At 73.0% G+C, this 19476-nt stretch carries 18 protein-coding genes and 1 pseudogene; 9 read left to right on the top strand and 10 right to left on the bottom strand.

The window, feature by feature from the left end:
* Window positions 1-65 precede the first annotated feature (65 nt).
* A complete protein-coding gene (locus BKA05_RS19350; protein WP_218842329.1) occupies window positions 66-827 on the top strand; it encodes an NUDIX hydrolase in 762 nt (253 codons plus the stop codon).
* Window positions 828-863: 36 nt separating this feature from the next.
* Here the strand turns inward: BKA05_RS19350 and BKA05_RS05905 are convergent.
* Window positions 864-1718: pseudogene (locus tag BKA05_RS05905) on the bottom strand (EamA family transporter); the annotation flags it as partial.
* Between the two features lie 67 nt (window positions 1719-1785).
* Here BKA05_RS05905 and BKA05_RS05900 point away from each other — a divergent pair.
* Window positions 1786-2673 (top strand): LysR substrate-binding domain-containing protein, encoded by an 888-nt coding sequence (locus BKA05_RS05900; RefSeq protein ID WP_179530596.1) that lies wholly within the window; start codon window positions 1786-1788, stop codon window positions 2671-2673.
* Between the two features lie 30 nt (window positions 2674-2703).
* On the opposite strand, the gene BKA05_RS05895 is transcribed toward BKA05_RS05900, so the two are convergent.
* Genes BKA05_RS05895 through BKA05_RS05870 form a run of 6 tightly spaced genes read right to left on the bottom strand, consistent with a single transcriptional unit; the run spans window position 2704 to window position 8167 of the window.
* Window positions 2704-3444, bottom strand: coding sequence for an EI24 domain-containing protein (locus BKA05_RS05895; RefSeq protein WP_218842327.1), 741 nt, complete (start codon window positions 3442-3444; stop codon window positions 2704-2706).
* A gap of 8 nt (window positions 3445-3452) precedes the next feature.
* Window positions 3453-4424 carry a co-chaperone YbbN gene (locus BKA05_RS05890; protein ID WP_179530595.1) on the bottom strand — a complete coding sequence of 324 codons (972 nt, stop codon included), beginning with the start codon at window positions 4422-4424 and terminating at the stop codon, window positions 3453-3455.
* 55 nt (window positions 4425-4479) lie between these two features.
* A complete protein-coding gene (locus tag BKA05_RS05885) occupies window positions 4480-5697 on the bottom strand; it encodes an acetyl-CoA hydrolase/transferase C-terminal domain-containing protein (protein WP_179530594.1) in 1218 nt (405 codons plus the stop codon).
* 28 nt (window positions 5698-5725) lie between these two features.
* A complete protein-coding gene (locus tag BKA05_RS05880; RefSeq protein WP_179530593.1) occupies window positions 5726-6007 on the bottom strand; it encodes a hypothetical protein in 282 nt (93 codons plus the stop codon).
* 29 nt (window positions 6008-6036) lie between these two features.
* Window positions 6037-6993, bottom strand: a complete 957-nt coding sequence (meaB, locus tag BKA05_RS05875) for a methylmalonyl Co-A mutase-associated GTPase MeaB (RefSeq protein WP_179530592.1) — start codon at window positions 6991-6993, stop codon at window positions 6037-6039.
* Window positions 6977-8167, bottom strand: a complete 1191-nt coding sequence (locus tag BKA05_RS05870; RefSeq protein ID WP_179530591.1) for an acetyl-CoA C-acetyltransferase — start codon at window positions 8165-8167, stop codon at window positions 6977-6979. The genes meaB and BKA05_RS05870 overlap by 17 nt, the downstream gene beginning before the upstream one ends.
* Before the next feature lie 187 nt (window positions 8168-8354).
* Here BKA05_RS05870 and mce point away from each other — a divergent pair, with 187 nt between their 5' ends.
* The 4 genes from mce to BKA05_RS05850 all read left to right on the top strand — a co-directional run bounded on the left by mce (window position 8355) and on the right by BKA05_RS05850 (window position 12920).
* Window positions 8355-8807 carry a methylmalonyl-CoA epimerase gene (mce, locus tag BKA05_RS05865; RefSeq protein WP_179530590.1) on the top strand — a complete coding sequence of 151 codons (453 nt, stop codon included), beginning with the start codon at window positions 8355-8357 and terminating at the stop codon, window positions 8805-8807.
* Window positions 8808-8927: 120 nt separating this feature from the next.
* A complete protein-coding gene (gene ccrA, locus BKA05_RS05860) occupies window positions 8928-10277 on the top strand; it encodes a crotonyl-CoA carboxylase/reductase (protein ID WP_179530589.1) in 1350 nt (449 codons plus the stop codon).
* 205 nt (window positions 10278-10482) lie between these two features.
* The gene (locus BKA05_RS05855) at window positions 10483-11712 is read left to right on the top strand and encodes a coiled-coil domain-containing protein (protein ID WP_246289765.1); all 1230 of its coding nucleotides are present in this window, start codon (window positions 10483-10485) and stop codon (window positions 11710-11712) included.
* Window positions 11709-12920, top strand: coding sequence for an AI-2E family transporter (locus BKA05_RS05850; protein ID WP_343045540.1), 1212 nt, complete (start codon window positions 11709-11711; stop codon window positions 12918-12920). The genes BKA05_RS05855 and BKA05_RS05850 overlap by 4 nt, the downstream gene beginning before the upstream one ends.
* Before the next feature lie 10 nt (window positions 12921-12930).
* On the opposite strand, the gene BKA05_RS05845 is transcribed toward BKA05_RS05850, so the two are convergent.
* Window positions 12931-13926: an EamA family transporter gene (locus BKA05_RS05845; protein ID WP_179530587.1), complete on the bottom strand. Its 996-nt coding sequence runs from the start codon at window positions 13924-13926 to the stop codon at window positions 12931-12933.
* A gap of 38 nt (window positions 13927-13964) precedes the next feature.
* On the opposite strand from BKA05_RS05845, the gene BKA05_RS05840 reads away from it, so the two are divergent.
* The 3 genes from BKA05_RS05840 (at window position 13965) to BKA05_RS05830 (ending at window position 16968) form a co-directional block, all read left to right on the top strand.
* Window positions 13965-14504 (top strand): ABATE domain-containing protein, encoded by a 540-nt coding sequence (locus BKA05_RS05840; RefSeq protein ID WP_179530586.1) that lies wholly within the window; start codon window positions 13965-13967, stop codon window positions 14502-14504.
* 54 nt (window positions 14505-14558) lie between these two features.
* Entirely contained in the window at window positions 14559-16436 is a 1878-nt protein-coding gene (locus BKA05_RS05835) for a S8 family peptidase (protein ID WP_179530585.1), read from the top strand.
* Window positions 16437-16590: 154 nt separating this feature from the next.
* Window positions 16591-16968, top strand: a complete 378-nt coding sequence (locus BKA05_RS05830; protein ID WP_179530584.1) for a response regulator — start codon at window positions 16591-16593, stop codon at window positions 16966-16968.
* Window positions 16969-17034: 66 nt separating this feature from the next.
* On the opposite strand, the gene BKA05_RS05825 is transcribed toward BKA05_RS05830, so the two are convergent.
* Window positions 17035-18840 carry a 3-hydroxyacyl-CoA dehydrogenase family protein gene (locus tag BKA05_RS05825; protein ID WP_246289764.1) on the bottom strand — a complete coding sequence of 602 codons (1806 nt, stop codon included), beginning with the start codon at window positions 18838-18840 and terminating at the stop codon, window positions 17035-17037.
* Window positions 18841-18848: 8 nt separating this feature from the next.
* Window positions 18849-19469 carry a GNAT family N-acetyltransferase gene (locus BKA05_RS05820; RefSeq protein WP_218842318.1) on the bottom strand — a complete coding sequence of 207 codons (621 nt, stop codon included), beginning with the start codon at window positions 19467-19469 and terminating at the stop codon, window positions 18849-18851.
* Window positions 19470-19476: the final 7 nt, after the last annotated feature.

The raw sequence follows: 19476 nt of genomic DNA, 5'->3' as shown, positions 1-19476 counted from the left end.
GAGCAGCGAGGAGCGCCAGCGACGAGCGGGCGTCGAGACCACCGGCCGCCCTCTAGGGTGGCCGCATGAGCCAGCAGCCGACGACGAGGCAGAGCACCGTCGCCGACGGGGTGGCCCGTCTGGTGTGGCCCCCCGGGGAGCCCATCGACAACGTCCGTCGCGAGGTGGCGCGAGCCCTGGTCTCGCACGCCAGGGTCGAGGCGCACGTCGACCCCGACGACACCGAGGGCCAGCGGATCGCCACCTGGGCGGGAATGCTGCGCGAGGGGGTGATGCGCGGCGTCACGGTCGACGGCACGCCGATGGACCGGATCGTCTACGCGCGGCTGGCGACCGACCGCCCCGTCGACGAGCCGGGCTCCTTCCGGGCGCTGCTCAACTCCTTCCTGCCGCGCAAGCGCGCCATCTCCCAGATGCTGGTGCGCGACACCGACGACCGGGTGCTGCTGTGCCAGCTGACCTACAAGACCGACTGGGACCTCCCGGGCGGTGTCGTGGAGGTCGGCGAGTCGCCGCACGAGGCCGTGGCCCGGGAGGTCGAGGAGGAGCTGGCCCTGGCCCTGCCCGCGGGACGCCTGCTGCTCACCGACTGGCTCCCGCCGTGGGGCGGCTGGGACGACGCGCTCTGCCTGGTCTTCGACGGCGGTGCCCACGACCCGGGCCTGCTCGACCAGGTGGTCAAGCAGGCCCGCGAGATCCGCTCAGCGCGCTTCTGCACCCTCGACGAGGTCGACGAGCTCTGCGCCGACTTCACCGCGCGGCGCGTCCGTGCCGCGCTCGCGACCCTGGCCGGCGAGGGCTCGGCCTACACCGAGAGCGGGCGCTGAGGCGCGGCGCCGCCGGGGCGCACGCAGCGCCACCAGCACGCCCAGCACCAGCAGCAGCCCGCCACCGGCCTCGCCGACCGTCGGCAGGTCGCCGAGCAGCAGCCAGGCCGCGGTCATCGCGACGACCGGCGCCAGCAGGACCCACGGGACCACCGCGGCCGAGGGGTTGCGGGCCAGCAGGGTGTTGAAGATCCCGTAGCCCAGCAGCGAGGCCACGCCCGCGGTGTAGAGGGTCGCCAGGACCGCCGCGCCGTCCACGGCGGCCAGGCCCTCGACCACGGCCGACGGCCCGTCGACCACGAGGGCCAGTGCGAGCACCGGGACCGGGACGACGAGTCCCGACCACACCGTCAGCGAGAGCCCGCCGGGCACCTTGGCCGCGCGCGAGACGACGTTGCCGATCCCCCACGACAGCGCGCCCATCAGGCACAGCCCCAGGCCGAGCAGGGGGACGTCCCCGCCACGGCCCAGCGCGACCACGGCGAGCCCGACCACGCCCAGCCCCACGCCGACGCCCTGGGCCACCGTCGGGCGCTCGCGCAGGACGCCCGCGGCGATCACGATCGTGAACACGACCTGCGCCTGCAGCACCAGGGCGGCGATGCCGGGCGGCAGACCGACACCCATCGCGACGTACAGGAAGCCGAACTGCCCGACCGACATGAACAGCCCCACGGCGCCCAGCACCCGCCACGACACCGCCGGGCGCGGCACCAGGAACACCGCCGGCAGCACGACCGCCACGAAGCGCAGGGCAAGGAACACCAGCGGGGGCACCTCGCCCATGCCGAGGTCGATGGCCAGGAAGTTCAGTCCCCACAGCGTCGCCACCAGGGCGGCCAGGGCATTGTCTCGGCGGCTCACGGCTCCCAGCCTGCGGCACCGCACCATGCAGCACCAGCGATCATTCCTACCCGTCATCGTGAAGCAGCGCTGCACGGTCTGTCACGATGGACCCGTGCTCAACCTCGATGCCCTCACCGCCCTGCGCGCCGTCTCCGAGCACGGCTCGGTCAGCGCCGCCGCCACGTCGCTGGGGTTCACGCCCAGCGCGGTCAGCCAGCAGGTGAAGCGTCTCGAGCGGCAGACCGGCGTCGCCCTGCTCGAGCGGGTCGGCCGCGGCGTCATCCTCACCGGCGCCGGGCGCCACCTCGTCGACGAGGGCGGCCGGCTGCTGACCGACCTCGAGCGCCTGGAGAGCGGCCTGCACCGGCTCTCCGGCGACGTCACCGGGCACGTGCGGCTCGCGGCCTTCTCGACCGCGATGCGCGGACTGGTCGCCCCCCGCCTGGGCGAGCTGCGGCTGCGTCACCCCGAGCTCACCTTCTCCCTGACCGAGACCGAGCCCTGGGACACCGTGGAGACGGTGGCCGCCGGCCGCCTCGACATCGGCGTCGTGCACTCCTGGGGCGACGTGCCCCTGCACGTCCCGGACCACCTCGAGCGCACGGTGGTGGCCCGTGACGTGGCCGACGTGGTCGTGCGTGAGGACCACCCGTTGGCGGGCCGGGGGCGGGTGACCCCGGCCGACCTGGTCGAGGAGGGCTGGATCGCGACGCCCGAGGGGACCATCTGCCGCCAGTGGCTGCACCGGATGTACGTCGGCACCGGCCGCAGCCCGCGGATCGCGCACGAGTCCCTGGAGTACGACTCCCACCTCGCCCTGGTGCGCGCCGGGCTCGGCATCGCACTGGTCCCCCGGCTGGGCCGCTCGCGCATCGAGCCGCCGCTCACCACCGTGGCGGCCGCCGACCCGGTCCCCACCCGGGAGGTCGTCGCGGTCCACCGACGGTCGATGGCCGCCTCCCCCGCCCTCCAGGCCGTGCTGGCGGCGCTGACCGGCTGAACGGCTCGGGGTCGTGCCCCTCAGAGGGCGCTATGCCGCCCACTCAGGGGCACGACCCGGCCGGTCGAGCAGGTCGCGGGCCAGCATCGTGGCGCCGGCGACCGCGGCAGGCATGACTGCGACGGCGCCGAGCGGCACGAGGAAGCACAGCTGGGTGGCGACACCGAAGCCGAGCACCGCGCCCCGGTCGCGGCGCAGCACCTCCGCGCGGGCCGCCCGGTCCATCCCGCGCGCCTCCAACGGTCGCGCGAGCAGCTCACCGGCCAGCAACCACCCCGACACCAGGAGGCCCAGCGCGACACCGGCCACGGCGCCCACCACCGGGAGCAGCCCGAGCACCACCACCCCCAGGCCCACCGCCAGGCCGGTCGCGGCGAGGACCAGGCCGTCGGCGGCCGAGCGCCAGAAGCCCGGACCGGAGCCCGGCACCTCGCCGCCCAGCATCCGCTCGGTCTCGGCCCAGATCCGGGCGTAGAACGGGTCGCCCACCGCCAGGGTCAGCCCGGTGAAGGTGACCGACGCCAGCACCACGAACGCCAGCACCACCACGACCGCGAGCCCGAGCCGCAGCAGCCCGCGCAGCGCCTCGGCCCAGTCGTCGGCGAAGGGGGTGGCCCAGGCGACCAGGTCACCCACGGTGAGCAGCAGCCCCACCAGCGCCGCCAGCACGACGACCGCCACCAGCAGGGCCGGCAGCACCCCGAGCAGCATCAGCCGCGGGCGCGTGCGCCACAGGCCCAGACCGCGCAGGAGGTACCCCGGGCCGCGCACCGGTCGGCTCAGAACAGGGCCGAGGCCAGCGCCCGACGACCGTTGAGGACCCGCGGGTCGTCGTTGCCGACCGCGGCGAAGAGGCCCAGCAGGTGGTCGCGGGCGCGCTCGCGCTCCTTGTCCGACGTACGCCGCACGAGCTCGACGAGCCGCACGAACGCGTCCTCGACGTGCCCGCCGAGCATGTCGAGGTCGGCGCACAGCGTCTGGGCCTCCACGTCGTCAGGGGCGGCGGCCGCCGCGGCCCGAGCCTCGTGCAGGTCCACCCCCTGCGTCCGCTGCAGGACCTTGGCCATCGCCAGGCCGGCGACCGCCTCCGCGTCGGCGGGGTTGGCCGAGACCAGCTTCTGGTACTCCTCGACCGCGCGGTCGACGTCGCCCGCGGCCAGCGCGTCCTGGGCCGGCGCGTAGCGCGGGTCCATGGCCGGCTCCTCGCCCTCCTCCGCGGCGGGGGCCGCGGCACGGGGCTGGTGCCGACCGGTGACGCCGCCGGCGGTCAGCTGCTGGGCCAGCTGGTCGAGCAGGCCGCTGATCTCCTCGGGCCCGAGCACGTCCTGGGCGATCGGCTGCGGACGGCCGTCGAGCACGGCCATGAGGTACGGGATCGACTGCAGCTGCACGGCCTGCGCGATCGCCGGCGTGGCGTCGACGTCGACCAGCGCCGCGAGGAAGCGGCCCTCGTGGCCCTCGACCGCAGCGGCGAGGTCCTCGGCCATCTGCTCGCTCTCCGGCAGCCGGCTGGCGGAGTAGAAGGCCAGCAGCACCGGCGCGGTCATCGAGGACTCGACGACCTGCTGGAAGTTCTCCTCGGTGACCATGACGGAGTACGCCGAGCCGCCCTGACCACCGGCACCACCGCCGGCCCCTCCGCCGGCCCCTCCGCCGGGCCGGCCGGCGGCGGACGGGGTCGCTGACGGGGCCGGCTTCTTCAGCGCCGAGAGGTCGATGGCACCGGGGCGGGAGAACGGCTGCTGCGTCATGGCGCCAATCCTAGGAAACCTGCCCCGCCCACCGGGTGGGGGCCTCGGGCGGTGGTCACACGCGGTCGGAGAGACCCAGCGCCCCCGCCTCCTCCCACAGCTCCTCACGGACCCGTGGGTGGGCGGCGTGCTCGATGAGGTGCCGGGCCTGGGTCCGCTCGTCGTGGCCGGCGAGCTCGGCGGCTCCCTGCTCGGTGAGCACCGCGCTGACCTGGAAGGAGGTGACCGGCTCGTCGACCATCGGCACGATCGTCGAGCAGTCGGCCTTGGGGTGCCACGAGCGCAGCGCCATCAGGGCCTGCCCGCCCCGGCTGTGCAGCGCCCCCACGATGAAGTCGGTCTGACCGCCGAAGCCGGAGTGGATGCGCGCGTTGATCCGCGAGGCGTTGGCCTGGCCGAAGAGGTCGACCTGCAACGCGGTGTTGATGCTGGTCATGCCCGGGTTGCGCGCGATCAGGCCGGGGTCGTTGGCGGTCTCGGTGCGGATCATCCGCACCCGCGGGTTGCGGTCGACCCAGGCCAGCAGCTCGGGCGAGCCGAAGAGGAACGACGCCTGCACCGGCACGTCCGGGTCCAGGGCGCCCGCCTGCTCCAGCGCGAGGACCGAGTCGCAGAACATCTCGGTCCACACCCGCAGCCCCCGCCGGCCGGTCAGCCCGCGCAGGGCGGCGTCGGGCACCGCACCGATGCCGGCCTGCAGGGTCGCCCCGTCGCCGACCCGGGCCGCGACCTGGGCGCCGATGGCCGCAGCCTCCGCGTCGATCGCGCTCGGCGGCACCGGCGTCACGGGCTCGTCGGCCTCCACCAGGACGTCGATCGACCCCACGTCCAGCTGGCTGTCGCCGTACGTCCAGGGGACGCGGTCGCTCACCTGCGCCACCACCCGCCCGCCCCGGGGGCGCGCCGCCTCGATCGCGGCCGGCAGCACGTTGACCTCCGTGCCGAGCGAGACCCTCCCGTCCCGCGGCCGGGTGGTGTGCAGCAGCACCAGGTCCGGCTGCTGGGTGGTGACGAAGAGCCGTGGGACCAGCGAGAGCCGCGACGGGGTGTAGCGCAGCCGTGGGCTGCGGCGCATGCCCGGCCCGACGAACGGCGTCTCGTAGGTCACCCCGTCCCTGTCGGGGATGCCCCGTTGGGCGTTGAGCACCCACAGCCGGTACGACGCCAGCGACTCGTCGACGAGGCCGAGCAGGTGCCACGGGGTGGCATGGTTGCCGGTCGCGACCACCCGAGGGTCCTCGGGCAGGCCGGCCAGCAGGGTGCGCAGGTCCACGCCCCCATTCCAGCAGAACCGGGTGTGCTCAGTCGTTCCGCCGGGCCTGCTCCGCCTCGAAGCGCTCGATCTTCCCGCGGGCCTCGTCCAGGCGTCGCAGGTCACGGCGGGACAGCAGGGGCACCGGCCCCCAGGTCGCGTGCCGCGAGACCACCCGGTCCCGGTCCAGGCCGGCCACCTGGAACTCCCGGAGCGGACGTCGGGCCAGCTCACGGGCGACCCGACGGTCCTCGAGGTGGATCCACACGATGAGCCCGACCACCGCGGCGAGCAGCAGCAGGGCGGCCCAAGCGTGAGAGAAGACGTCCACGGCACCCATCGTGCCCCCGTCGGGCCCCGCTACTCCCCCAGCAGTGCGTCCGCAGCGGCGTAGGGGTCCTGCTCCCCGGCGGCCACCGCGGCTGCCAGGGCGTCCAGGGCGGAGTGGTCCCCCAGGTCCCAGCGTGCGCGCAGGGCGGCCACGGCGACGGCCTCGACCTCGGCACGGGCCCGACGGGCGCGTCGCACCGCCAGCTGGCCGGTGTCCTGGAGCCAGGTGCGGTGCTGCTCGAGGCCCTCGACGACCTCGTCGACCCCCTGGCCGGTCTGGGCGACGGTGGCGAGGATGGGCGGCTGCCAGGCGTCGGCGGCCCGCTCGGTGAGCGCGAGCCCGGCCCGCAGGTCGCGGCGCAGGCGGTCGGCACCGTCGCGGTCGGCCTTATTGACGACGTAGAGGTCACCGACCTCGAGGATGCCGGCCTTCGCGGCCTGGATGCCGTCGCCCATGCCGGGGGCGAGCAGCACCATCGTGGTGTCGGCCAGGCCGGCGACCTCGACCTCGCTCTGCCCCACCCCCACGGTCTCGACCAGCACGACGTCGAAGCCGGCCGCGTCGAGGACCCGGACGGCCTGGGGCGTGGTGAACGAGAGCCCGCCCAGATGGCCCCGGGAGGCCATGGAGCGGATGAAGACCGCGTCGTCGGCGGCGTGCTCCTGCATCCGGATCCGGTCACCGAGCAGCGCCCCGCCGGAGAACGGCGAGGACGGGTCGACGGCCAGCACACCGACCGAGCGACCGGCCGCGCGCAGCGCGCCGATGAGCGCGTTGGTCGAGGTGGACTTCCCGACGCCGGGCGCGCCGGTGAGCCCGACGACGTGCGCCCGGCCGGTGTGCGGCGCGAGCGCCGCCATCACCGGCCGCAGCAGGGGCGACTCGTCCTCGACCAGCGACACGAGCCGGGCGACGGCCCGGGCCTGGCCGGCGCGTGCGCGCTCGACCAGGTCCGGGACCGCCGAGGGGTCAGTTCTTCGGGACACGCACGATCAGGGCGTCGCCCTGGCCACCGCCGCCGCACAGCGCGGCCGCACCGGTGCCGCCACCGCGGCGCTTGAGCTCCAGCGCCAGGTGCAGCACCACGCGGGCACCGGACATGCCCACGGGGTGGCCCAGCGCGATCGCGCCGCCGTTGACGTTGACCTTCTCGTCGGGCAGGCCCAGCGCACGGGCCGAGGCGATGCCGACCGCGGCGAAGGCCTCGTTGAACTCCACGAGGTCCAGCGACGAGGGCTCGATGCCCTCCTTGGCGCAGGCCTTCGCGGTGGCGTTGGCCGGCTGCAGCTGCAGGGTGGAGTCGGGGCCGGCGACCATGCCGTGCGCGCCGATCTCGGCCAGCCACTCGATCCCGAGCTCCTCGGCCTTGGCCTTGCTCATCACGACCACGGCGCAGGCGCCGTCGGAGATCTGCGAGGAGGTGCCGGCGGTGATGGTGCCGTCCTTGGCGAAGGCCGGGCGCAGGGCGCCGAGGCTCTCGGCGGTGGTCTCGCCGCGCACGCCCTCGTCGGCGGAGACGACCACGGGGTCGCCCTTGCGCTGCGGGATGGAGACGGGGACGACCTCGTCGTCGAACACGCCGTTCTTCCAGGCCTCGGCGGCCTTCTGGTGCGAGGCCGCGGCGAAGGCGTCCTGCTCCTCACGGGTGAACTTGTCGGTCGCGGCGTTGCAGGACTCGGTCAGGCCGCCCATGGCCTGCTGGGTGGCCTGGTCGAACAGCGCGTCGTAGGCCATCGAGTCCACCAGCGAGGTGTCGCCGTACTTGAAGCCCTCACGCGACTTGGGCAGCAGGTGCGGGGCGTTGGTCATCGACTCCATGCCGCCCGCGACGATGACGTCGGCCTCGCCCGCGCGGATCATCTGGTCGGCCGTCGCGATGGCGTTCAGGCCCGACAGGCACACCTTGTTGACCGTGATCGAGGGCACCGAGGCAGGCAGCCCACCGGCCAGGCCGGCGGCCCGGGCGGGGTTCTGGCCGGCGCCGGCGAGGATGACCTGGCCCATGATCAGGTAGTCGACCTGGTCGCCGGTCACGCCCGCCTTCTCCAGGGCGCCCTTGATGGCGATCCCGCCGAGGTCGGCGGCCGAGAAGCTCTTCAGCCCGCCGAGCAGGCGGCCGATCGGGGTGCGCGCCCCGGCGACGATGACGGTTCCGGACATGGGGTTCTCCTCCAGTGCTGGGTGGGCCGGCGCGGGCGAGGGCCACGGCCGCCGGGCCAGGACCCGGTCAGGCTACCCACGAGTCACCTCCGCGGCGAGGGGCGTCCGTCCCGGCGACCGTGAGGCACATGTCACAACCTGGGCGGGTGCGTTGTGGCCGCAACGTCCGGCGTACGACGATGCCGCCATGAGCACTCCCCTCGACCTCCCCAGCCACCTGTTCACCGCCATCGACCACGTCGGCATGGCCGTGCCGGACCTCGACGAGGCGATCGCGTTCTACCGCGACACCTTCGGGATGACGCTGGCCCACGAGGAGACCAACGAGGAGCAGGGCGTGCGCGAGGCGATGATGGCCGTCGGCGACTCGGGCTCCTGCGTGCAGCTGCTCGCCCCGCTCTCGGAGTCCTCCACGATCGCGAAGTTCATCGACCGCAACGGCCCGGGCTGCCAGCAGATCGCCTACCGCGTCACCGACGTCGAGCAGGTGGCGGCGATCCTGCGCGAGCGCGGCCTGCGGATGCTCTACGACGCCCCCAAGCGCGGCACCTCCGACAGCCGGATCAACTTCGTGCACCCCAAGGACGCCGGCGGCATCCTGGTCGAGATCGTCGAGCCGAACCCCGCCGCCACTCACTGACCGTGCCGTGCATCACAGGGGGTGGTCGCGAGATCACTCTTCACGGCACTGTTACCCACCAGTAATCTTCCGCGCGGGGCGCCCGCCCCGACTGACTCCCGACCAGACCAGGAGCCACCCGTGCAGCACATCCTCGATGCGATCCAGGCCGGCCAGACCGGCGACGCGACCTCGCAGGACTTCGCGAACCTCGCCCTGCCCGAGTCCTACCGTGCCGTGACGGTGCACAAGGACGAGGTCGACATGTTCGAGGGCCTGGCGTCCCGCGACAAGGACCCCCGCAAGTCCCTGCACGTCGAGGACGTCGCGCTCCCCGAGCTCGGTCCGGGCGAGGCGTTCGTCGCGGTCATGGCCTCGGCGATCAACTACAACACCGTGTGGACCTCGATCTTCGAGCCCGTCTCCACCTTCGGCTTCCTCGAGCGCTACGGCCGCCTCTCCGAGCTGACCAAGCGCCACGACCTGCCCTACCACGTGGTCGGCTCCGACCTCGCCGGCGTCGTGCTCAAGACCGGCCCGGGCGTCACCCAGTGGAAGCCGGGTGCCGAGGTCGTCGCGCACTGCCTCTCGGTCGAGCTCGAGGACCCCGCCGGTCACGACGACACGATGATGGACCCCCAGCAGCGCATCTGGGGCTTCGAGACCAACTTCGGCGGCCTGGCCACCATCGCCCTGGTCAAGTCCAACCAGCTGCTGCCGAAGCCGGCCCACCTCACCTGGGAGGAGGCCGCCTCCCCCGGCCTGGTCAACGCCACGGCGTACCGTCAGCTCGTCTCCAAGAACGCCGGCCAGATGAAGCAGGGCGACAACGTCCTGATCTGGGGCGCCTCCGGCGGCCTGGGCGGCTTCGCCACGCAGTACGCCCTCAACGGCGGCGCCAACCCCATCTGCGTGGTCTCCAACGAGGAGAAGGCCAAGATCTGCCGCTCCATGGGCGCGGAGATGATCATCAACCGCTCCGAGGAGAACTGGAAGTTCTGGAACGACGACAACACCGAGCAGAACCCCAAGGAGTGGCAGCGCCTGGGCAAGAAGATCCGCGAGCTCACCGGCGGCGAGGACATCGACATCGTCTTCGAGCACCCGGGGCGCGAGACCTTCGGCGCGAGCGTGTACGTCACGCGCAAGGGCGGCACCATCACCACCTGCGCCTCCACGACCGGCTTCATGCACGAGTACGACAACCGCTACCTGTGGATGAACCTCAAGCGCATCGTCTCCAGCCACTTCGCCAACTACCGCGAGGCCTACGAGGCCAACCGCCTCATCGACCAGGGCAAGATCCACCCGACCCTGTCGAAGACCTACACCCTCGACGAGGTCGGCCAGGCCTCCCTCGACGTGCACCACAACAAGCACCAGGGCAAGGTCGGCGTGCTCTGCCTCGCGCCCGAGGAGGGCCTCGGCGTGCGCGACCACGAGAAGCGCGCCAAGCACCTCGACGCGATCAACCGCTTCCGCGGCGTCTGATCCCGCGCCGGGCCGACGGGCCCGGCACCTGCACCACCCCGCGAGGGCCGTCGGTCGACCACCGGCGGCCCTCGCGGCGTCCGGGCGCGGAGACCTGGCGGAAACTGGGCAAGAATTCAGGTGCCCACGGGTGGGACTGGACCGACCCATGCTCGACAATGGGGGCACACGTCGACCTCCCACGACTGGAAGTAGGTTGTGCCGCATGACCGACCAGGGCCTGTCCATCTTCGACGAGCAGTCCGGCAAGGGCTCTCCTGACGACAAGACCCAGGTGATCCCGGTCGCCTCCCGAGGCGGCCAGGAGGCCCCCCAGGTCCCGGCCGGGGGCTCCGGCGGCGCCCAGCGCCCCGTCGTTCCCCCGGCGACGCGGCCCACCAGTGCCCCCGCGACCGGTGGCGCCGCCCCCGGCGGCTTCCCGGTGGTCCGTCGCGGCGGCTACGACCCGTCCGCCGTCGACAGCCGGGTGCGCCAGCTGCTGGGCGAGAAGACCGGCCTGGCGCAGAGCCTCACCGAGTCCGAGACCCGCGTCCTCGAGCTCGAGGCCGAGCTGGAGCGCGTGCGCACCGAGGTCGCGGAGATGGAGCGCCCGTCGTACGCCGGCCTGGGCGGTCGCGCGAGCGCGATGCTCCGACTGGCCGAGGAGGAGGCCGCCGACGTGCGCGCCGCCGCTCGCCGCGACGCCGACGAGATCCTCAACCAGGCCGAGCGTGACGCGAAGGCCATCAAGGCCGACGCCGCACGCGAGGCCGAGGACATGCGCATGGTCCAGCTCCAGGAGCTCGAGGAGCACCGCACCCGCCTGCTCACCGACGCCGAGCAGGAGCGCTCGCTGGCGCGCAGCGAGGCCGAGGACCTCCGTGCCTCCGCCCAGCGCGAGGCCGACCAGGTCAAGCTCGCCGCCCAGCAGGAGGCGACCGAGATGCGCACCTCTGCGCAGCGCGAGGTCGAGAAGGCCCGCGCCGCCGCGGACCGCGAGGTCACCGAGGCCCGGCGCACGCTGGCGGTCGAGAAGGAGCGGCTGGCCCGCGAGGCCGCCGAGCACCACGAGAGCGCGATGGCCGAGACCCAGCGCCTGGTCGCCGAGGCCGAGCAGCGCGCCACCTCCGCCGAGGAGCGCGGCCGTCAGGCCACCCAGCAGGCCACGCAGTACCGCGAGCAGTCGCAGACCGAGGCCGACGCGCTCCTCCAGCGTGCCCGGCGCGAGGCCGAGCAGATCGTCTCCTCCGCCCAGAAGCAGGCCGAGTCGATCTCCTCCACCGGCACCGCCGAGGCCGAGCGGGAGCTGGCCGCGGTCCGTGCCGAGGTGGAGCGCCTGCAGAAGCGGCGTGACGGCATCACGGCCCAGCTCTCCTCGCTGGCCGACATCGTCTCGGGCTTCGGCAAGGACGAGCCGGAGGCTGCGAGCGACGAGCCGGAGAACGACGAGTCGTGACGACCGAGCCGGGCGGGCCCGAGGACGAGCAGCCCGGCGGGCCGCAGGACCCCCGTGACACCCCGGACACCCGGGACACCGTGGCGATGGTCGAGCAGCACGAGGAGGAGGCCGTCGAGGGCGACTCCCACGTCGGCCTGGTCGGCGGCCCGGAGCACCTGGGCACGCCCGGTCCCCCGCTGGACCGTCGCGCCCCGTTCTACCTCGGTTTCTTCGGCGGCCTCGGCGCCCTGACCGCGTGGTGGCTGGGCACGACGATCCTGGCGATCGGCTCCACGCTGCTGCTGATCGTCGTCTCGCTCTTCCTCGCCGCCGGGCTGCACCCGGCCGTGCTGTTCCTGGAGCGTCACGGCCTGCGGCGCGGCTGGGCGGTGCTGACGGTGATCGTCGCGGCGCTGGGCGCCCTCACGCTCTTCGTGGTCGCCATCGTCCCCGTCATCGCCGACCAGGTCCGCGCCATCACCGACAACGCCCCGGGCTGGTTCGACCAGCTGCAGCGCAACGAGCGGGTCCGAGCCCTCAACGAGGACTACCAGATCCTCGACCGCGCCCGGGACTACGTGAGCAACGGCGACTTCCTCTCCGGCCTCTTCGGCGGGGTCCTCGGCTTCGGCCTCGCCCTGCTCGGCGCGGTCTTCAACGCCTTCATCGTGCTGGTCCTCACGCTGTACTTCCTGGCGTCGATGGAGACCACCAAGGGCGCCCTCTACCGCCTGGCCCCCGCCTCGCGCCGCGACCGCGTCAGCCGCCTCGGCGACCGGATCCTGGCCAGCGTCGGCGGCTACGTCTCCGGCGCCTTCATCGTGGCACTGGTCTCGGGCGTCTCCTCGCTGGTCTTCCTCTTCGTCATCGGCCTCGGTGAGTACGCCGTGGCGCTGGCCACCGTGGTGGCGCTGCTGGGCGTGATCCCGATGATCGGCGCCACCCTGGGCGCCGTCGTGGTGACGGCGATCGGCTTCGCCACCGACGTGCGCACCGGCATCGCGTGCATCATCTTCTACGTGGTCTACCAGCAGGTCGAGAACTACCTGATCTACCCGCGCGTCATGTCCCGGTCGGTGGACCTGCCCGGCGCCGTCATCGTGATCGCAGCACTCGTCGGCGCGGCGCTGCTCGGCGTCGTCGGCGCACTGCTGGCGATCCCCACCGCGGCCGGCATCCTGATGCTGCTGCGCGAGGTCTACGTGCGACGCCAGGACGTCTCCTAGCCGTCGCTGCTCACAGCACGGGCTCGGGTCGCTCGGCCAGTCGGGCCGGACGCCCCTCGCCCAGCTTGACCCCGACCACGCCGGCGAGCACCAGCACGCCACCGAGCAGCTGGATCGCGCGCGGCAGCTCACCGAGGAGCAGCCACGCGGCCACCACCGCCGCCAGCACCTCGGTGAGTGCCACGAACGACGCCAGTCGCGAGCCGAGGCGCCGGCCGGCCGCGATCCCGGAGGTGTAGGCGACGCCGGCGGTCACCAGGCCGAGCACGAGCACGGGGACCCACCAGGCCACCGTCGTACCCGCGGGGCCGGCGTAGGTCACCTCCGTGGTGGCCGCCCGCATCGGCAGCAGGCCGGTGAGGCCCAGCAGGCCCAGCGAGGTCGCGCCGACCACCAGGCCCCCGGCCGCGAGCGTGAGCGGGGGCAGCCCGTTGCCCTCGTCGGCGGAGATGAGGAAGTACGCCGTGGCCCCGACCATGGCACCCAGCGCCCAGGCGACGCCGACCGCGCTCAGCTCGGCTCCCGAGACGACGTCGAGCACGAGCACGAGGCCCGCGGCCGCCACCGCCGCCCCGACCAGCGTGACGGGGCCGGGGCGCTGGCCGTGGCGCAGCCACAGCCACAGCACGACGGCGGCGGGCGCGGTGTACTCGATGAGCAGCGCGGGGGCCACCTGCATGTGCTGCACGGCGGAGAAGTAGCAGAACTGCGCGCCGGCGACGGCGAGCACGCCGTAGAGGACGACCAGGGTCGCGTTGCGCCGCAGCAGCGCCCAGCGGCCGCGCAGGGCGACCAGGCCCAGCGGCAGCACGACCAACGCCGCGACGGCGACGCGGACCAGTGTCGCGGCACCCGGCGACCACCCGGTGTCGAGCAGGCCACGGGCGACCGCGCCAGAGAGCCCGAAGGACAGCGAGCTGACCAGCGCGAAGGTGAGCCCCGCCGAGAGCCTCGAGGCGGACGCACCGTGGCCCGAGACCGGGGCGTCATGAGTCAACGTCGTCATGAGTCATGACAGTAGAGGGGTCGTAGTAACGTGTCAATGTGGTTTTCGCCCATGACACCGAGATGTCCCTGCAGGCAGCCGTCGAGCTCACCAACACCACGGCCGGCCCCGACACCCTGGCCACCGTGGCCGACCTCGACGCCTACTACTCCGGCTTCGAGTACACCGGTCGGCACGAGCGCACCCGGACCGAGCTGGAGGAGGTGCGCGCGCTGCGTCCTCGCTTCCGCGAGCTCTTCACCGCCAGCCGGGAGGACGCGGTCGAGATCGTGAACCACATGCTGGCCGAGGCCGGTGCGGTCCCCCAGCTGGTGCGCCACGACCCCTACGACTGGCACATCCACGCTTGTCCTCCCGATGCCCCCCTCGCGACACGCATCACTGTGGAGACGGCGATGGCGATGGTCGACGTCATCCGCACCGACGAGATGTCGCGCCTGGGGGTCTGCGAGGACCAGGACTGCGACGGCATCGTCCTGGACCTCTCCCGCAACCGCTCCAAGCGGTTCTGCTCGACCACCTGCGGCAACCGCAACGCCGTCGCCGCCTACCGGGCACGACAGGCCGGGGAGGCGTAACCGCCGAGGCGTCGGGCGCGTTGAGCAGGGCAGTTCCCGACCCGAAAGGCCCTGATGTCCCGCCTCCGCCGCCTCGCCACGCTCACCTGCGCCGGCCTGGCCCCGCTCGCCCTGGCCGGCGCCGCCACCCTGGCGCCCGCGACCGCGACTGTCCCCCAGACCGCAGCCCGGGCAGCGACGCCCGTCGCCACCGCCGCCGAGGCCCTCGCCTCCCCCACGGGCCGCGCGATCGTCCGTTTCGCCGACGTGCCCACGACCGCGCAGCTGCGCTCCCTGCGGGGGCTCGGCCTGAGCGTGCGCGGCCTGGACGCCCTGCCGATGGCCGTGGTCCACGGACCGGCCGCGACGCTGGCGCGGATCGTGCCCGAGGGCCTGGGCCTGGACGTGCGCGCCGACGAGGTCCTCTCCTACGCCGACACCGCCTCCTCCGACGTCATGTCCTCCTCCCCCGCCGCCGCCAGGAAGCTGAGGAGCAAGGGGCTCACCGGCGAGGGCGTCACGGTCGGTGTCATCGACTCCGGCTGCGACGGCACCCACCCCGACCTCGCCGACCACATCGTGCACAACGTGGTGCTGCTCAGCCCGGAGTACGCCAACGCCGGCACCAGCCCGGTGCTGCCGGTCCCGATGGGGGACACGCCCTACTCCAACACCGACCTCGGGTCGGGCCACGGCACGCACGTGGCGGGGATCGTCGCAGCCGACGGCACCAGCAGCCCCGACCACCTCGGCGTCGCGCCCGACGCCGAGCTCGCCTGCTTCGCCATCGGCGCGGTGATCACCACGACCGCCGTGGTCACGGCCTACGACTACATCCTCGACCAGCCGGACCTGCTGGGCATCGACGTCATCAACAACTCCTGGGGAAACAGCTTCCGGCAGTACGACCCGCAGGACCCGGTCAACGTGGCCACCAAGGCCGTCAGCGACCGCGGCGTCACCGTCGTGTTCTCGGCCGGCAACTCCGGCTCGGGGGACGCCGAGGCCAGCGTGAGCCCGTTCAACCAGGCACCGTGGGTCATCTCGGTCGCCGCCGGCGACCTATCCCGGCAGCGCGGGAGCTTCTCCTCCAACGGCCTGGAGTTCGACAACGGGCGGGCCGTCGCGATCGGGGCGGACGGGCACACCGTCCACCGCGGCGACCGGGTCGGGCTGACCGAGCCCGACATCATGGCCCCCGGGGTCTCGATCTCCTCCTCCTGTGACAGCACCGGGACCGTCATCGGCCCGTGCCCCGACCACGGGAACACCTCCGCGTCGGGCACCTCGATGTCCTCGCCCCACATCGCCGGCGCGGCCGCCGTGCTGCTCCAGGCCAACCCCCGGCTCACGCCGGCCCAGGTGCAGCAGGCCATGAAGGCCACCGCCAGCCCGGTGCGCACCGAGGACGGGACGACGCTGCGCTCCTACCAGGTCGGCTACGGCCACGTGAACCTCGACCGCGCCGTGACGCTGGTCAAGGGCCGCTCCGGGAAGGCCCTGACGAAGAGGATCGCCAAGGCGATGCGCAAGGCCGACCGTCGCCTGGCCCGCCAGGACCCCTGGAAGGTCACCCGCACCGACCAGTGGCAGTCCGACGCCCTGCCGATCGCGGTCGACCCGCTGCCGTTCTTCGACACCCACGACCTGACGGTCACCAGGGGCACCGATGCCGTGAAGCTCGCGGTCGTCTACCCGACGCCCGGCACCGCAGCGAACCTCGCCGAGGTGACGGCGACCCTGGTGGCAGCGGACGGGACGGAGGTCGGCTCCACCAGCACCGACCTGCTCTTCAGCCACGGCACCGGGTCGGTGCTCCTGGAGGGCGTCGCCCCGGGCGACTACACCCTCGAGCTCGGCGGCTACTACGTCTCCGACCCCGACACGCTCGACAGCGACTCGATCAACGGTCGGGTGGTCTTCGTGTCGGCCTCGCAGCTGCGGCGCCGCTGAGGCACGGCACCGGACCGGGAGGTCCTCGGAGGTCCCGTCCCGTCCGCGGGACGGGACCTTCGTCATGCCCCACCGGGTTCCGGCACGCGATCACCGGCGCTGTGTCACCCTGGACCCTCGGGCGCCAGACTCCCCGACCCCCACCAGGAGCACCGTGCCGAAGCAGATCCTCGTCGTCGACGACGACCCCGACCTGTCACTGCTCATGACGCTGTTCCTGCGCAAGCATGGGCACGAGGTGGTCACCGCGGGTGACGGTCGCGCCGCCCTGGAGCGGGTCCGCGCCTCGACCCCCGACCTCGTGGTGCTCGACTGGAACATGCCCCACCTCGACGGGCTCGGCCTGGCCGCAGCGGTCCGCGGCGAGCTCGGCCTGACCTCGTTGCCCCTGCTCATGGTCACGGCCCTGCCCGATCACGCCCAGGCCCTCGCGGCGGGCATCGACAAGGTCGTGTCGAAGCCCTTCTCCTCAGCCGTCCTCATCGGAGCCGTGGAGGAGCTGCTGGCCTCCGCGGGACGCGCCCCCGCCTGAGCCCGGCCAGGAGGGCGACCGGCCCCCGCCTGCGGTCGCAGGGGCCGGCTGCGTGGACTCGAGGGGTCAGCGAGCGCTGTAGTCGCGGAACCCGCGCTTGGTCTTGCGACCGAGGTACCCGGCGGTGACCAGGTGCTCGAGCAGCGGCGCCGGCGCGAAGCCCGGCTCGCGGAACTCCAGGTAGAGCTCGCGCTGGATCGCCAGCGACACGTCGTTGCCGACCACGTCTAGCAGCTCGAAGGGTCCCATCGGCAGCGCGCAGCCCTGCTTCATCGCGGTGTCGATGTCGTCGGCGCTGGCGTAGTGCGCCTCCAGCATCTTCACCGCATCGTTGAGGTAGGGGAACAGCAGCGCGTTGACGATGAACCCGGCGCGGTCGGTGCAGGAGACCGCGACCTTGCCGACCTTGGCGCACAGCGCCCGGACGGTCTCGGTGACCGCGTCGTCGGTGGAGACCGTCGAGACCACCTCGACCAGCTTCATGACCGTCGCCGGGTTGAAGAAGTGCATGCCGATGACGTCCTGCGGCCGCGAGGTCACCTTGGCCATGGCGATGATGGGCAGCGAGGAGGTGGTGGTGGCGAGGATCGCGCCCGGCTTGCAGATCTCGTCGAGGTTCTCGAAGAGCGTGGTCTTGATCGCCAGGTCCTCGGCGATGGCCTCGACCACGAGGTCGACCGTGCCCAGGTCGTCCAGCGAGGTCGTGCCGGTGACCCGGCCGAGCACGTCGGTCTTCTGCTCCTCGGTGGCGCGGCCGCGCTGGATCTGCTTGTCGAAGTTCTTGGTGATCATGGCGCGCACGCCCTCGACCTTCTCCGCCGAGCGACCGACGTAGAGCACGTCGTAGCCGGCCTTGGCGAAGACCTCGACGATGCCCGACGCCATGGTCCCGGTGCCCACGACACCGACCTGGGAGATGTCGTGACGCAGGGCCGGGGCGGCATCCGCGCTCGGGGTCGCCGCGTCGTCGACCACGACCGGGGAGTCCGGCTGCTCGTAGGTGTAGAAGCCGCGCCCGGTCTTGCGACCCAGCAGGCCCGCGGTGACCATCTGCTTCAGGATCGGCGTCGGGGCGTGCAGTCGGTCGCGTCCCTGGCGGTACATCGTCTCGAGGATCTCGTAGGCGGTGTCGAGACCGATGAGGTCCAGCAGCGCCAGCGGCCCCATGGGGTAGCCGCAGCCGAAGCGCATCGCGGCGTCGATGTCCTCGCGCGAGGCGTATCGCTGCTCGAACATCGAGGCCGCGTGGTTGAGGTAGCCGAAGAGCAGGGTGTTGGCGATGAAGCCGGCCTTGTCGCCGCACACGACCGGGCTCTTGCCCAGCGAGCCGAGCAGCGCCTGGACGTCGTCGAGGACGCCGGGCTCGGTCACCACGGTGCGCACGACCTCCACGAGGCGCTGCACCGGTGCGGGGTTGAAGAAGTGGATGCCGACGACCCGGCCCGGGGCCGAGGTCGCGGTGGACAGCTCGGTGACGGAGAGTGAGGAGGTGTTGGTGGCCAGGATCGCGTCGGCGGCGACGATGGCGTCGAGGTCGCGGAAGATCGCCACCTTCGCCTCCATCGACTCCACCACGGCCTCGACGACCAGGTCGGCCTCGGCGAGGTCCTTCAGGCTGGTGGAGAAGGTGATCCGGCCCAGCAGCTCGTCCGCCTCGGACTGGGTCAGCTTCTCGCGCGCGACGGCGCGGCCGGTGGAGGCCTCGAGGTGGCGACGACCACGGGCCACGCCCTCGTCGTCCTTCTCCACACCGACCACGGCGTAGCCGTGACGGGCGAAGACCTCGGCGATGCCGGCACCCATGGTGCCGAGGCCCACGACACCGATGGTGGTGAAGGTGCGGGCGGTGTCAGGAGTCTCGGGAGCGGTCATGGGCGGCATCATGGCACGGGTCGGGCACCCTGCCTGTGGCCTGGTTCACTGGTCGGTAACTTGTGCGCCGATCCACTCCGAGATGATCGATCCAAGTCCCGTCGCAGCACCTCCCGCACCCCACACCGGTCCAGTCCCAGAGCCCTCTCGGCCACCCGGATCCGCTCCAGGTGGGCTGGGGGGTCGAGGTCCTCGACGAAGCCGAGCCGTCGGTAGAACGGGCCGTTCCACGGCACGTCGCGGTAGGTGCAGAGCGTCAGCGAGGAGTGCCCGGCCCAGCGCGCCTCCTCGCAGGCGGCCTCCACCAGGGCCGTCCCGATGCCCTGGCGGCCGTGGTCGGGCAGCAGCACGGAGAGCTGCTCGAGGTGGGCCGTGACCGACCCGTCGTCGGCGTCCAGCCACAGCAGGTGGACGAACCCCAGCGGCCCCGTCCCGGCGTACGCGGGGTCCGCCGCCACCAGCAGCTCACCGGGGACTGCGTCCCGGCTCGCGCCGGACACCGCCGGCGCCAGCAGTGCGGGCACCGCGGCGGCACCGAACCAGTCCCGGAACGGCGCGGCCCCCGAGTCCTCGACAGCGGCGAGGTGCCGCATCTCGGAGGGCCGCGCCGGACGGACCGACAGGCTCACCGCCGGC

The organism is Nocardioides marinus (genome assembly GCF_013408145.1).
Taxonomy (GTDB): Bacteria; Actinomycetota; Actinomycetes; order Propionibacteriales; family Nocardioidaceae; genus Nocardioides; species Nocardioides marinus.
Note: the sequence above shows the minus strand (reverse complement) of the source record. Positions and strands in the feature narration are given on the sequence as shown.